Genomic DNA, 13645 nt, shown 5'->3' with positions numbered 1-13645 from the left:
GCGATGACCCAGCCGATGCAGAAAGCGGCGGGCGGGGTGTTGTCCTATTTCACCCGCCATGCCACCGCCGCCAATCTGCTGCTGGTGATTTTGCTGGTGCTGGGCCTGACGGCGGGGCCACGGATGCGGTCGCAGTTCCTGCCCGATATCGTCTCTGACACGATCCGGGTGAGCGTCGTCTGGGACGGGGCCGGCGCCGAAGACATTGACGCGGCCATCGTGCAGGCGTTGGAACCGGCGCTGCTGGCGGTCGAAGGCGTCGAAAGCTCAACCTCGCGCTCACGCGAAGGCTCGGCGGTGATCACCCTGGAATTCGAACCGGGCTGGGACATGGGCCGCGCCTCGGACGATGTCGGGACGGCGGTCGATGCGGTCACGACCCTGCCCTCCGAGGCCGAAGAGCCGGAAATCACCCGTGGCGGCTGGCGTGATCGGGTGACCGATGTGGTGATCACCGGCCCGGTCGGCACCGAACAGCTGGGCCGCTTTGCCGATGAATTCGTCACCCGGTTATTTGCCCGGGGCGTCACCCGCACCACGATCCGCGGGGTGTCGCCGAGTCAGACGGTTGTCGAGGTGCCCTCGTTCAACCTCGTCGCCCATGATGTGACCATGGCGCAGATCGCCGCTGCGATTGCCGAAGAGGTCGACACCGACCCGGCTGGCGATGTCACCGGCGCCAATGCCAGGGTGCGCACCGGGGTCGAGAAACGCAGCGCCGACCAGATTGCCGCGATCACCCTGAGAACCAAACCCGACGGGACCGAACTGACCATCGGCGATGTCGCCAGGATCCGGGTCGAGGGGATCGACCGTGATCGCACCTATTTCGTCGGCGAGAACCCGGCGATTTCGATCCGTGTTGACCGGTCCGATCAGGGCGACGCCATCGAGATCCAGCGGATGGTCGAAGAGGTCGCTCGCGAGCTTGAGGCGACCCTGCCCGCCGGCACCTCGATCGACCTGATCCGCACAAGGGCCGAGGCGATCACCGGGCGCCTGGATATCCTGCTGGACAACGGCGTGCTGGGACTGCTGCTGGTGGTGGCTCTGCTGTTCATGTTCCTCAATGCGCGCACCGCGATCTGGGTGGCGGCGGGGATTCCGGCGTCGATGCTGGCGGCGGTGGCCTTCATGTATTTCTTTGGCCTGACGCTGAACATGATTTCCCTGTTCGCGTTGATCATCACCCTGGGGATCGTCGTCGATGATGCCATCGTGGTCGGCGAACATGCCGACGCGCGTTATCGCAAGCTGGGCGAAAGCCCGGTGGTGGCGGCCGAAAACGCCGCCCGCCGGATGGCGCTGCCGGTGTTCAGCGCCACCCTGACCACGGTGATCGCGTTTTTCGGGCTGACCGCGATTGGCGGACGCTTTGGCGAGATGATCAATGATATCCCGTTCACGGTGATCGTGGTGCTGCTGGCCTCGCTGATCGAATGTTTCCTGATCCTGCCGCATCACATGTCGCATGCGCTGGCGCATACCAAGCAAAGCCATTGGTATGATCTGCCGTCGCGGGTGGTGAACCGGGGCTTTGTCTGGTTCCGCCGGACGATCTTTCGCCCGCTGATGGCGGGGGTGGTCTGGTTCCGCTATCCGGTCCTGGCCGGGGTGCTGCTGGTGTTTGCCTCGCAGGTGGCGCTGTTCGCGCGCGGCGATGTGCAATGGCGGTTCTTCAACTCGCCCGAACAACCGTCGGTGTCGGGCAACTTTTCCATGGCTCCGGGGGCGACCCGCGCCGACACCCTGGAAATGATGCGCGAAATGCAGCGCGCCACCGATGAGGTGGCCAAGAAATACCAGGCCCAATATGGCAGCAGCCCGCTGGATTATGTGATCGCCGAAATCGGCGGCAACACCGGCAGGGCCTTGGCCAGCGCCGAAACCAAGGACGCCGATCAGCTGGGATCAATCGCGATTGAACTGATCGACCCCGATCTGCGGGACTATTCCTCTTATGCCTTCGTGGCGGATCTGCAGGATGCGGTGCGCCGTCATCCGCTGGTCGAGGAAATTTCGTTTCGCGGCTTTCGCTCCGGTCCCGGTGGCGATGCGCTGGACGTGCAATTCTACGGCGCCAATGCCGAAGGGCTGAAGGCGGCGGCAGAGGCGCTGAAGGTTGCGGTGCTGCGCTATCCCGAGGTGTCGGCGGTCGAGGACAACCTCGCCTATGACAAGGAAGAGCTGATCCTTGAGCTGACCCCGCAGGGCCGGGCGCTGGGCTTTACCATCGACGCGCTGGGCCGGGTGCTGCGCAACCGGCTGAACGGGATCGAGGCGGCGACCTACCCCGAGGGACCACGCTCGGCCGAGATCCGGGTGGAGCTGCCAGCGGACGAGCTGACGGCGGATTTCCTGGAGCGCACCCAGATGCGGATGCCCTCGGGCGATTATGTGCCGCTGGCCGACATCGTGCGGGTCGAACGCCGCAATGGGTTTTCCACCGTGCGTCGTGAAAACGGGCTGCGGCTGATCAGTGTCACCGGCGACATCTCCGAAGACGATCCGGCCAAGGCGACCGAGATTCAAAAGGCGCTGCAGGATGAAATCCTGCCGGCCATTGCCAGCGCGTTTCAGGTCGATTGGCGCACCGCAGGCCTGTCCGAACAGGAGAACGAATTCCTCGACGATGCGCTGAGCGGGCTGATTCTGGTGCTGCTGGGGATCTATCTGGTGCTGGCCTGGGTGTTCTCGTCCTGGTCCCGGCCCATCGTGGTGATGGCGATTATTCCCTTTGGCCTGGTCGGCACGATCTATGGTCATGCCATTTGGGAGGTTCCGCTGTCGATGTTCACCGTGGTCGGGCTGCTCGGCATGTCGGGAATCATCATCAACGATTCCATCGTGTTGGTGACCACGATCGACGAATATTCCGAGGATCGCGGGCTGATCCCGTCGATCATCGACGGCACCGCCGACCGGCTGCGCCCGGTGTTCCTGACCACCGCGACGACGGTGCTGGGGCTGGCGCCGCTGCTCTATGAACGCTCAAGCCAGGCGCAATTCCTGAAACCGACGGTGATCACCCTGTGTTACGGCCTTGGCTTTGGCATGGTGCTGGTGCTGCTGGTGGTGCCGGCGCTGCTGGCGATTCAGACCGATATCGCCCGGCAGATCACCGCGTTGCGCCGGGCGCTCAGGGCGCCCAGGCGCGCGCGCGGGCTGCGTGGCATGGCCTGGCTGGCGGTGGCGGCGGTGCTGGCTTGGCTCGGCGCGACGATGGGGGTGACACTCTGGACCGGGGCGCTGCCCGACTGGCTGGCGTCGCTGCCAATACTGCAGGGCCGGGCACCGCTGCCGGTGGCGCTGGGGCTGTTCATTGCCGGGATCGGGCTGGCGATCCTGCCGGTCTATGCCGCCTCGGCGGTGACCTATGTGTTGCAACGCCGACGGTCGCAGCGGGCCTAGTTTCCGCAGCCGCTGATCTCGACCGCATATTGGCCGCCGAGCACGGTGATCGTCAGGGCCGAGCGGTCGAGCGCAAAGGCGCCGCCCGAGCTGTGGAACAGTTCGGTCTGGGCGCTGATCTGGCCGCCGCTGCGGTGGCTCCGGGAATCCGAGGCCCAGATCTGCGGGTCGCTGGTTTCGACCACGATCACCTCATTGCCACCGGTGCTGGGCATCGCGATATTGACCGACAGCGCCATGCCGTTGCGCGCCGGCGCAATGGTGCAATCGACGGCGCGGACCTTGGCCTCGCGGGGGGAATAGGGCCGGGCGGCCAGGGCTGCGGCGATCGCCGGGTCGCGCTGTCCGCCGCTGGCTGGCAGGGTGCCGGTGAGATGCAGATCGAGGGGCACGCAGACCTCGTCGCAAATGCCCAGGCTGATCGCGCCGTTCAGTTCCACCGGCGCCCCGGCCGTGGCAGGGGTGATGATCAGCGGCAGCACGATCCGGTCGGCATAGCCGATCGAGCGCAGGCCGTTCTGGTCAAACACCTCGGGCCGGGGCCAGATCACCTGAAGATTGGCGAGATTGCCGGATCCGGCCCAGGAAAACAGCGGCGGCACCCCGGACTCACCAGGGCTGCGCCAATAGGTCTTCCAGCCTTTGGCCAGGCGCAGTTCCAGCCCCGCCACATGGCGCCCGTCGGCGCCGCGCCAGCCGGGCAGAACCCGGGCGGTCAGATTGTCGGCATAGGGGTTGGCGGTCGCCGTGCCCGGCGCCAGCGCCAGGCCAAGGGCAAAGGGCAGCGCGCTGAGCAGCGTCTTGAGGCGGGTTTTGCGTGACATAGCCCTGCATGGCGCAGCCGGGGCGGGCTTGCCAACTCACAATCCGGCGACGTTGCAGAGCCTCGCGCTGACGTGATCCGCAGACCACAGCTGGTGGCGCTCAATCCGGTCTGCTGGCTTGCATGTGGCGCGGGCGGAGGTCATGGTCGGGTCAGAGCACATTTCATAGAACACGGGGCACAATTATGGGTGATCCCACCGATTTAACAGGCGAATTTACCGGCAAACTGCTGATCGCGATGCCGGGGATGGCCGATCCCCGGTTCACCAATGCGGTGGTGTTCCTCTGCGCCCATTCTGATGACGGCGCCATGGGGCTGATGCTGAACCGGCCGACCAAGGGTGTCACCCTGGCCGATCTGTTCGATCAATTGTCGATCGAGGACAAGGCCGACACCCGCGACATCGCGGTGATGGTCGGTGGCCCGGTCGATGAGGAACGCGGTTTTGTGCTGCATTCGTCGGATTATGCCTCGGCGCTGTCGACAATGAACCCGATTCCCGAGATCGCGATGACCGCAACCATGGATATCATGCAGGATATCGCCGCCGGGCGCGGGCCGCGCCGGAGGCTGGTGACCTTGGGCTATTGCGGTTGGGGCGGTGGCCAGTTGGAGCGGGAATTGTCGGAAAACGCCTGGCTGACCTGCGATGCCTCGCTGGCGCTGGTGTTTGACACCAAGCCGGCGGCAATCTGGGAAGCGGCGCTGAACAGCCTCGGGGTGTCACCGGCGCTGTTGTCGGCGACACCGGGGCGCGCCTGAACCTGTTTCGGTCCGCCGTTCAGGGGCGCGGCGCAGCGGCGCGGCGCAGCCGGTCGTTGATCGCCCGCCCCAGCCCGTGCTCTGGAATCGGCGCGACGGCAATGCGGGCGGCGCCGCTGGCATCCAGGGCGTGGAGCTGGCGAAACAGCGCCGCTGCCGCCTCATGCAGATCACCGCTGGCCGAGAGGGTCAGATCGCCGGTCACGGGGCCAAAGCCCAGCAGGGTCTCGCCTGGTCTGGCCTCGGTCGCGTTCAGCCGCAGTTGTCCGCGCGGCGCATAATGCGATTCCATCTGGCCGGGGGCGGTGATGCCGGCGCCTTTGGCCGTCAGCAGGGCGGTGCCAAGCGCGGCCTCGATCGCTTCGATCGGGATGCCGCCGGGCCGCAACAGCCGCGCCGTGCCATCGGCATCAAACCCGACGATGGTCGATTCCACCCCGACACCGCAGCTGCCGCCATCGACAATTGCCTCGATTCGCCCGCCAAGCCCGTCGCGCACATGCGTCGCCTCGGTCGGGCTGATCCGCCCGGACAGGTTGGCCGAGGGCGCCGCCACCGGCCCGGCATAGGCGCGCAGCAAGGCCTGGGCGATGGGGTGATCGGGCACCCGCACCCCGAGCGTTGTCAGCCCGGCAGTGACCAGCGGCGCAATGCCGGATCCTTGGCGCAGCGGCAGCACCAGGGTCAGCGGCCCGGGCCAGAAGGCGGCGGCCAGCGCAGCGGCCTCGGGCGACATTTCCACCAGATCGCGCACCGCCGCCGCATCGGCGACATGCACGATCAGCGGGTTGAAACTGGGCCGTTGCTTGGCCGCGAAGATCCCGGCCACGGCGCGATCATTGCGCGCATCGGCCCCCAGCCCATAGACGGTTTCGGTGGGAAACGCGACGCGCCCGCCCGCCGCCAGCAGTGCGGCGGCGGCAGCGATGTCGGGGGCATCGGCGCTCAACAGGCGGGTTTGCGGCATCTTGGCCTCTGGTCTTTTGACGCGGCGTTGGTCTTGCTGGCCCCGCTGGGTTCGATAGTTTAGGACCGAGCCAAGTGCATAAGGCTGCCGAAAGGCAATGCCAAGCCTCTGCGCCAAGTCACTGCTTTTTCACGGAGGTTTCCCCCGATGCCCTATCGCGCCCCAGTTTCCGAATTCCGCTTTATCCTTGACCATGTGGTGGGTTTTTCACAGGTGTCCGACACCGAACGCTTTGCCGAAGCCACCCCCGATACCGTCGAGGCGATCCTGACCGAGGCCGGGCGGATGTGCGAAGAGGTGTTCGCGCCGCTGAACCGCAATGGCGATCTGGACCCGGCGCGGCTGGAAAACGGGGTGGTGCGCTGCTCCAAGGGTTTTGCCGGCGGCTACCAGGCGATTGTCGATGGCGGCTGGATGGGGATTTCGGCGCCGGAGGAATTTGGCGGCATGGGCCTGCCGCATACGCTGACCACCGCGTTCAACGACATGACCTCGGCCTCCTGTCTGGCATTGGGGCTGAACCCGCTGCTGACCCAGGGCCAGATCGAGGCGCTTGAGGCGCATGCCCCGGACTGGATGAAGGCGCTTTATCTGCCCAAACTGATTTCCGGCGAATGGACCGGCACGATGAACCTGACCGAACCGCAGGCCGGTTCGGATGTCGGGGCGCTGGCCTCAAAGGCGGTGCCGAATGGCGACGGGACCTATGCGATCACCGGGCAGAAGATCTTTATCTCCTGGGGCGATCATGACGTTGCCGAAAATGTCTGCCACGCGGTTCTGGCGCGACTGCCGGATGCGGCACCGGGCACCCGCGGGATCAGCCTGTTCATGGTGCCCAAGATGATCCCGAATGAGGATGGTAGCCTTGGCGCGTCCAACAGCCTCAGGGTGGTCAGCCTGGAGCACAAGATGGGCCTGCACGGCAGCCCGACCTGCGTGATGAGCTATGAGGGCGCCACCGGTTGGCTGATCGGTGAGGAAAATAAGGGCATGGCGGCGATGTTCACGATGATGAACAACGCCCGGCTGGCGGTCGGGGTGCAGGGGGTCGGCGTCGCTGACGGCGCCTATCAGCATGCGCTGGCCTATGCGCTGGAGCGCAAACAGGGCAAGACCCCGGTGCAAGGCAGCGGCGCGATTGTCGATCATGCCGATGTCCGCCGGATGCTGCTGACGATGAAGGCCGATCTGTTCGCCGCGCGGGCGATTGCGATGGCCAATGCGGTGGCGCTGGACATGCAAAAGGCGACCGGCAGCGGCGAATGGATTGCCCGTGCCGCACTGCTGACCCCGATTGCCAAGGCCTTTGGCACCGAAATCGGGGTGCGGGTGGCCGAGTTGGGGGTGCAGGTGCATGGCGGGATGGGTTTCATCGAGGAAACCGGTGCTGCGCAATACAGCCGCGATGTGCGGGTGACGACGATTTATGAGGGCACCAACGGCATCCAGGCGATGGATCTGGTGGCCCGCAAGATGATGGACGGCGGTGAGGCGGCCTATGAGCTGCTGGAGGAAATCCAGTTGCTGGCCGAATTCGCCCGCAAGGATTTTGCCGAACTGGGCGGCCCGGTCTGGCAGGCGGCGGAATCACTGCGCGAGGCCACCGAATGGATGGTGGCAACCGATGACATGAATGCGCGATTTGCGGGCGCGGTGCCTTATTTAATGGCATTCGCGCGGGTTCTGGGTGGTCATTTCCATTTGAAAGCGGCTATGGAAGAAGCCGATGAGGGTCCGCGCCGTAAATTGGCACGGTTCTATATTGCCCGGCTGCTGCCGGAACATATCGGCCTGCTGACCCAGGCCATGGCGGGCGCCAAAGACCTCTACGCGCTGACGCCGGAGGAAATGAGCCAATGATGGACGGCGCCGCCGCTTCGATACGATACCCGCTGGAAACGCCACCTGAGATGAACGAGGCGATTGAAGTCGCCGAGGGCGTGCTGTGGCTGCGCATCCCGATGCCGACGGTTCTGAACCACGTCAATGTCTATGCGCTGGACGATGGCGACGGCTGGACCCTGGTCGATTGCGGCCCCTATCGCCCCGGCGCGGTGGCGCAATGGGAAGGGCTGCTGACCGGCCCGCTGAAGGGCAAGCCGGTGACGCGGGTGCTGATCACCCACCACCATCCCGATCATGTCGGCATGCTGGGCTGGTTCATGGAACGCGGGGCGGAACATTGGACCTCGCGCACCTCTTACCTGCTGTCGCGGATGCTGGTTCTGGATGTCGAAGTCGAGGCCAACCAAACGACGGTGGATTACTGGCGCTCGACCGGTATGCCGAGCGAGATGATCGAGGAACGCCGCGGCACCCGGCCGTTCAACTTTGCCGATATCGTGCATGCGATCCCGCCGGGATTTCGCCGCCTGCAAGAGGGCGAGGTGTTTCGCGCCGGTGGTCGCGACTGGGATGTGCGGTTGGGGGGCGGTCATGCGCCCGAGCATGTGACCCTGTGGTCGCGCGACGACAATCTGGTGCTGGGCGGCGATCAGCTGTTGCCGTCGATCTCGCCCAATGTCGGGGTGCAGCCGGCCGAACCGATGGCCGATCCGCTGGGAGACTGGCTGGAGGCCTGCGAACGGCTGGCCACCTATGCCCATGAGGATCATTATGTGATGCCGGGGCACAAGCTGCCCTATATCGGCCTGCCGACCCGGCTGAACCAGCTGATCAGCAACCATCACACCGCGCTAAACCGGTTGCAGGCGCATATCGAGACGCCGCGGGTGGCGGTGGATTGCTTCTCGCCGCTGTTCAAGCGCAAGATCGGACCGGATGTCTATCATCTGGCGATGATCGAGACGATGGCGCATCTCAACCACCTGTATTTCTTGGGTCGGGCAACGCGTGAACTCGACGCCGACGGGGTGATCTCTTGGCGGGCGGTGTAGCTATGAACTGCGACACGATCAGCACCGCCGCCGAGGCGACTGAGGCGGACGCAATCCCGCGTCGTCATGATGTGCATGCCGACGAGGCCGCCAGTAGCGACCAGCCCTGCCAGCTGAACGCCACCAAACCGGTCGAGGCGAAAAGCCCGGCGGAATGGGCCTATGAACGGCTGATCATCTATATCCAGAACTTTGAACAACTGCTTGATTCCGAACATGAAGTGGCGATCGGATTCGCCGGTTCGGATGCCGGGGTGATGCGCATCGAAGGGATGGGATTCTTTGATCCCGATATCGTTACCTTTTACGGCACCGATGCAGATGAGGCGCGGGTGCAGCTGGTGCAGCATGTCAGCCAGTTGAATGTGATGCTGCGCGCGCTGCCGAAACAGGTGAATTCGATGGCGCCGCAGCGGATCGGTTTCCGTCTGGCCGCCGATCTGGAACGTCAGGGGCAGACGCTAAACGAAAATCCCGAATAGTCACTGCCGATTGCGGCCATTTTGCGCGCTTAGGTATCGTGACAGCGCCGCAGAAATCGGCTAGCACCGGGATAACACGAATTCGCAAGGGGACGCGGAACATGGCCGAACACAAACACGGCGAAATGGATATCACCGATCAGGAACAGACCTTTGCCGGCTTTATCAAGGCGGCGATATGGGTTGTCGGGATCTCGATCTTTGTTCTGATCTTTCTCGCTGTTTTCAACTCTTAAACGGACGCTGGCGGTGCTTTCAGCGTCATTGGAATAAACATTATGCATGGATTTCTGGCTGTCATGGCCGTTTTGGCTTTGGCAGCCTGCGCCGGTGAAGGTGAGCGAATGTGGTCCGCCACACCGGAGGAAGCTGCGCGCGCCGCGTATCACCATCCCGGGCCTCCGGCGCTGACGCTTTACACCATTGTCAGCAACGAAACCGGCTCCGGCGTGCACACCTCCTTGATGGTGAATGCCAGCCAGAGAGTGCTTTTCGATCCTGCCGGTTCCTTTCATCACGAATCGGCGCCGCGGGTTGGCGATGTGATCTATGGCATCACCCCGAGTTTCGAAAAGGCCTATGAATCGATGCATGCCCGTGAGACCCACCATGTGGTCGCTCAGCGGGTTGAGGTGACGCCAGAGGTGGCGGAAACCGCGCTGCGTCTGGTCACCAGCAACGGTGCGGTGCCGCAGGCCCAATGTGCCGCCAGCACCGCCAGCGTGTTGCGTCAGGTTCCGGGCTTTGAGGCCCTGCGCCAGACCACGCTTCCGAAACTGCTGCGGCAAAGCTTTGCCGAGGTGACCGGGGTTGCAGGCCGCACCTATTACGAGGAATTCACCCCGCCCAGCGGCTGATCCCTAGCCCAGCAGCGCCATCGCGGTGAACAGAACCGCCACCCCGGTGGCGATCCCGGCAAATACATTGCGGGTCAACATGCCGATGGCCAGGGTGGCAAAGGTCGCGATCAGCCGCGCCGGATCGGGCGTGCCGCCCGTGACTGCGGGCCAGGCGACCAGCGGCGCCACCAGCGCCGGCAGCACCGCCACGGCGGTATAACGCAGGTGACGCAGCAGCCAGTCCGGCATCTTGCGATTGCCGATGATCCCGAGAAAGGCAAAGCGCAGGCCGAAACTGCCCAGTGCCAGCAGGATGATCACCAGCCAAAGGTCGAAACGCGCAATCACAACTCGGCCCCTGTGTGGCCCAGCGGGGCGGTCATGTGTCGGTCGCGCCAGACCTCGGTCGCCGCGCCGGCCATCATCCCGCCGATTCCGGCCAGCAACAGCCCCAGGTTCAGCGGCAACCAGACCAGCAGCAGCGCCAGGGTCACCGCGACCAGGCAGGCGGCCAGATGCGGCAGCGACCGCAGCATCGGCGCGATCATCGCGATAAAGGTGATCGGCATCGCGAAATCCAGCCCCAAGGCGGGCGGGATCGCCTCACCGATCAGGGCCCCGACGACGGTAAAGACATACCAGAACGGGCAGATCGGCGTCACAACGCCAAAGAAATAGGCCAGCCGCTGCGACAGGCTCCAGCCCGGGTTCTTTTCAAAGGCGATCATCGAACAGGCAAAGCTCTGATCGACGGTGAAATAGGCCACCAGTCCGCGTTTCCAGAACGGCGCCGCGCCCAGGTAAGGGGTGAGCGAGGCCGAATACATCGCCATCCGCAGGTTCACCGCCAGGGCGGATATCAGCGCGATCATCACCGGGGCGTCGGTTTGCAGCAATTGCAGCGCGGTGAGTTGCGCGGCACCGGCGATGACGGCGACGGAAAAGACCAGCGCCTCGAACACGTTCAGCCCGGCCTCGGTGGCAACGACGCCGAACAGCAGCGCAAAGGGCGACACCACCAGAAAGAAGGGGGCGCCGTCACGGACGCCCTGCCAATAGGTGGATTTCACGGTGGTTGTCATCCGGCAGGCGCCTTAAGGTTCGGATCCGATACCTCTATCGCCGCCCTGAAGGGGATGCAATTGCAGCGCCGAATTTCCTGTTATCGTGTCGCATGGTTATGCGGATGAGAGCCCCGCTGGGCCTGATCCTGGCTGGTGGCGGCGGGCATCGCCTGGGTGGCGTGGACAAGGCGTTTGTCCCGCTTGGTGGCACCGCGTTGCTGACCCGGGTGCGCGACCGCTTTGCGCCGCAGCTCGCGGGGCTGGCGATCAGCGCCAATGGCGATGCGGCGCGGTTTGCTGATTACCGGCTGCCGGTCCTGGCCGATGCTGGTTCTGATGCGGGCGGGCAGGGGCCGCTGGCGGGGATCCTTGCCGGGCTCGACTGGGCGGCGGCGCAGGGCGCCTTCACCCTGGTCAGTGTCGCGGTCGACACGCCGTTTCTGCCGCCCGATCTGGTGCCGCGCCTGTTGCTGGCGGCTGAGGGGATGCAGATGCCACTGGTGGTGGCCAGCGGCCCGGATGCTGGTGGCACCCGGCTGCACCCGGCCTGCGGGCTGTGGCCGGTGGCGCGGCGCGAGGACCTGCGCGCGGCTTTGCGACAGGGGGTGCGGCGGCTGGGTGGCTGGGCGGCAGAGATGGGCGCGCGACAGGCGTTTTTTGCCGATGGTGAGGTGGCGTTTTTCAACATCAACCGGCCCGAGGATCTGGCGCGGGCTGAGGCGTTGCTGACCGGCCGCTAGATCAGGCCGGTTTCTTTCCGCATGCCGCGCCGCTTGGCCTCGTAATAATACCCCTTGGCATACCACATCACCGCCCGGTCATAGCTGCCATCCGACAGCATCCAGGCGCCACGCAGGTATTTCACCGCGTATTTCAGATTGGTCTCGGCATCCAGCAGATCGTTGGGCTGACCGCGAAATCCCATGGTGCGGGCGGTCTGTGGCAGGATCTGCATCAGCCCGTAATAGGGGCCGTTGCGTGCGGCTGGGCGGTGGCTGCTTTCGCGCAGGATCACCCGCTGCACCAGATCGACGGGAACCTCGTAAAGGGCGGCATATTTCACGATCAGCGCCCGCAATTGCGGGGTTTCATTCGGATAAAGCGCGGGATGTGAGGTGGTCCCGCTGCGCCGCTCTTCACGCCTGGCACGGCGGCCAGAACAGGCGGCCAGCGGCAGCGCGGCGGCGCAGATCAGCAAGTTTCGGCGGGTGAGATGCGGCATGGCGGGACCTTCTGCTGGCGCGTCCGGAGTCTAGCCCGGTGTGGCCGCCGCCGCCAAGCCGTCGCAGCCGGCATCAGCGCCGGTCCGCCGGTTGGCGCTGCCTCAGTCGAAAATCCCGGCAACGCGGCCGAGCAGCATGAAGGCGCGGGCGGTGCGGGTGTCGGCCAGATCCGAGATTTCGGAATCATCAGCGGTGGGTTCGAATTCCTGAAACATCCGGTCGAACAGGCGCAGGAAGTGATGGGTGGCGTCGCGAAAGATCGGATCCTGGCGCATCCGTCCGGCGGTCAGCGCCAGCGAAGACCGGTCGCGAATGCCACCGAGAGACGCCACCGATTTGCCGCGCGCGCCTTCGGCGAATTGCCGCCAGACCTCGGGGCGCGCCATGTCCGGGCGCAGATCGTCCATATAGATGCCGTCCTGGCTGAGCAGGGTCAGCACATCCTGGCTGGCGCGGATCAATTGCGAGGCCTGACGGTCCTTGAGGGCGCGACGCAGGGCGGCGAAACCGGCCTCGTCCTCGCTGGTTTCGGGGAAATGCAGGGCGCGGATGAAATCCGACCGTTCCAGCGCCGGGGCCAGTTCCTCGGCCGGGGTGCCCAGTGGCAGCGGCGCCTGATCCTCGACCGGCTCGCTCGGTCGCGGCTGCGGCATCGGACGGGACCGGTCGCGCGACGAGGAAAAGGTCGCCAGCGCGGTTTCAGTCTTGCGCGCCGCAGCGGCGATTTCGTCGAGCTTCTTGGCCACCCCTGATTCGGTGCCGACGCTTTGCCGCTGCACCTGCGCCACATAGGAGTGCCGAATGGCGTCGATCGCGGCCTGCAAGCGGGCGCTTTCCTCGCGCATCACCCGGGCTGAGCGGGCGGCGGTGGCGGCCACCCAGATCATCGCCACCGGCATGAACACCGCCAGCAGGGTCATCACGAAGCGCAGATTGTCGACCTGCAGCCCGGCCGGGGGGCCGTCCGGGCTTTCTGGATCGACCAGCACCACAAAGAACACCGCCGCGCCGATCAGCCAGAGCACCGACAGGGCAAAGGCGATGATTTCGACCGCCGACAGGCGGTTGCGTTGAGGCCGGTCGTAGATGCCCAGCGGCGTGGGCTGTGACTGCTGTTGTTCGCTCATGCGCTCATCTGTTTGGTGGCGCGACCCTGGCGGTGGATTCGCCA

Annotated in this window: 14 protein-coding genes; 8 read left to right on the top strand and 6 right to left on the bottom strand. The window is 65.1% G+C overall.

Translation table 11 applies throughout. The features are described 5' to 3' along the window. Nucleotides 1-3: 3 nt before the first annotated feature. Entirely contained in the window at nucleotides 4-3411 is a 3408-nt protein-coding gene (locus tag P1U48_RS07785) for an efflux RND transporter permease subunit (protein ID WP_301068380.1), read from the top strand. Here the strand turns inward: P1U48_RS07785 and P1U48_RS07780 are convergent. Next, complete coding sequence (locus P1U48_RS07780) at nucleotides 3408-4235, bottom strand: protein-disulfide reductase DsbD domain-containing protein (protein WP_301068379.1); 828 nt, start codon at nucleotides 4233-4235, stop codon at nucleotides 3408-3410. The two genes, P1U48_RS07785 and P1U48_RS07780, sit on opposite strands and share 4 nt — an antisense overlap. 185 nt (nucleotides 4236-4420) lie before the next feature. Here P1U48_RS07780 and P1U48_RS07775 point away from each other — a divergent pair, with 185 nt between their 5' ends. After that, a complete protein-coding gene (locus P1U48_RS07775; protein WP_301068378.1) occupies nucleotides 4421-4999 on the top strand; it encodes a YqgE/AlgH family protein in 579 nt (192 codons plus the stop codon). Nucleotides 5000-5018: 19 nt separating this feature from the next. On the opposite strand, the gene P1U48_RS07770 is transcribed toward P1U48_RS07775, so the two are convergent. Further along, nucleotides 5019-5966: an L-threonylcarbamoyladenylate synthase gene (locus tag P1U48_RS07770; protein WP_301068377.1), complete on the bottom strand. Its 948-nt coding sequence runs from the start codon at nucleotides 5964-5966 to the stop codon at nucleotides 5019-5021. 147 nt (nucleotides 5967-6113) lie between these two features. On the opposite strand from P1U48_RS07770, the gene P1U48_RS07765 reads away from it, so the two are divergent. From P1U48_RS07765 to P1U48_RS07745, 5 genes are all read left to right on the top strand, one after another. Beyond that, on the top strand, nucleotides 6114-7829 hold the full coding sequence (locus P1U48_RS07765; protein ID WP_301068376.1) for an acyl-CoA dehydrogenase: 1716 nt from the start codon (nucleotides 6114-6116) through the stop codon (nucleotides 7827-7829). After that, nucleotides 7826-8866, top strand: coding sequence for an MBL fold metallo-hydrolase (locus tag P1U48_RS07760; RefSeq protein ID WP_366142871.1), 1041 nt, complete (start codon nucleotides 7826-7828; stop codon nucleotides 8864-8866). Before P1U48_RS07765 ends, P1U48_RS07760 begins: the two co-directional genes overlap by 4 nt. 2 nt (nucleotides 8867-8868) lie before the next feature. Further along, a complete protein-coding gene (locus P1U48_RS07755) occupies nucleotides 8869-9348 on the top strand; it encodes a DUF6173 family protein (RefSeq protein WP_301068375.1) in 480 nt (159 codons plus the stop codon). Between the two features lie 101 nt (nucleotides 9349-9449). Then, nucleotides 9450-9584 carry an aa3-type cytochrome c oxidase subunit IV gene (locus P1U48_RS07750; RefSeq protein WP_301068374.1) on the top strand — a complete coding sequence of 45 codons (135 nt, stop codon included), beginning with the start codon at nucleotides 9450-9452 and terminating at the stop codon, nucleotides 9582-9584. 108 nt (nucleotides 9585-9692) lie between these two features. Then, entirely contained in the window at nucleotides 9693-10205 is a 513-nt protein-coding gene (locus tag P1U48_RS07745; RefSeq protein ID WP_301068373.1) for a hypothetical protein, read from the top strand. A gap of 3 nt (nucleotides 10206-10208) precedes the next feature. Here P1U48_RS07745 and P1U48_RS07740 read toward each other — a convergent pair whose 3' ends face one another. Then, a complete protein-coding gene (locus P1U48_RS07740) occupies nucleotides 10209-10535 on the bottom strand; it encodes an AzlD domain-containing protein (protein ID WP_301068372.1) in 327 nt (108 codons plus the stop codon). After that, nucleotides 10532-11269: an AzlC family ABC transporter permease gene (locus tag P1U48_RS07735; protein ID WP_301068371.1), complete on the bottom strand. Its 738-nt coding sequence runs from the start codon at nucleotides 11267-11269 to the stop codon at nucleotides 10532-10534. The genes P1U48_RS07740 and P1U48_RS07735 overlap by 4 nt, the downstream gene beginning before the upstream one ends. 104 nt (nucleotides 11270-11373) lie before the next feature. Here P1U48_RS07735 and mobA point away from each other — a divergent pair, with 104 nt between their 5' ends. Beyond that, nucleotides 11374-11991, top strand: a complete 618-nt coding sequence (gene mobA, locus P1U48_RS07730; RefSeq protein ID WP_301068370.1) for a molybdenum cofactor guanylyltransferase MobA — start codon at nucleotides 11374-11376, stop codon at nucleotides 11989-11991. Here mobA and P1U48_RS07725 read toward each other — a convergent pair. Together P1U48_RS07725 and P1U48_RS07720 are read right to left on the bottom strand one after the other, a co-directional pair. Next, the gene (locus P1U48_RS07725) at nucleotides 11988-12473 is read right to left on the bottom strand and encodes a lytic transglycosylase domain-containing protein (protein WP_301068369.1); all 486 of its coding nucleotides are present in this window, start codon (nucleotides 12471-12473) and stop codon (nucleotides 11988-11990) included. The two genes, mobA and P1U48_RS07725, sit on opposite strands and share 4 nt — an antisense overlap. Nucleotides 12474-12575: 102 nt before the next feature. After that, nucleotides 12576-13601: a hypothetical protein gene (locus P1U48_RS07720; protein ID WP_301068368.1), complete on the bottom strand. Its 1026-nt coding sequence runs from the start codon at nucleotides 13599-13601 to the stop codon at nucleotides 12576-12578. Between the last annotated feature and the right edge of the window lie 44 nt (nucleotides 13602-13645).

Source organism: Pseudooceanicola sp., assembly GCF_029213205.1.
Taxonomy (GTDB): Bacteria; Pseudomonadota; Alphaproteobacteria; order Rhodobacterales; family Rhodobacteraceae; genus Pseudooceanicola.
The sequence above is the reverse complement of the archived record's forward strand: the minus strand, read 5'-3'. Positions and strand labels throughout refer to the sequence as shown.